Annotated in this window: 1 pseudogene; it reads right to left on the bottom strand. The window is 56.7% G+C overall.

Going from position 1 to position 397, the window contains the following annotated elements:
- Positions 1-397 (bottom strand): annotated as a pseudogene (locus ACYP03_RS24420) (anthranilate synthase component I); the annotation flags it as partial.

The raw sequence follows: 397 nt of genomic DNA on the forward strand, positions 1-397 counted from the left end.
TCGACGGTTGCGCAGAAGTCGGCATCACTGATGCTGACGCTGGGTTCGCACTTGTCCAAGAATTCGGCCGGTGGCAGGGCAACCGGTTTCAGGCATATTTCTTTGATTTGTTGCAGCCGGCGGCTCAGCTCGAAATAGCTTGCCGTGTAGTTGTCGCCGCCGAACAAGGTTGCCTGAAGCTTGCCTTTACGGCGCTGGTGGTCGATAACCAGCAGGGTTTCAGCCACGTAAAACAGGTAGTCCGGACAGCGGTTACCCTGCTCTGTGTCAGGTAGCGGCTCGAAGCTGGCGACCAGATCGTAGGCAAACAGACCGCCCAGAAACAGCGCCTCACGTGACTGCGCTGGCTGGTGGAAAATGTGCTGAATCAGGCGTAGTGCATCAAAGGGTGATGACT

This window comes from Photobacterium sp. R1, assembly GCF_054600795.1.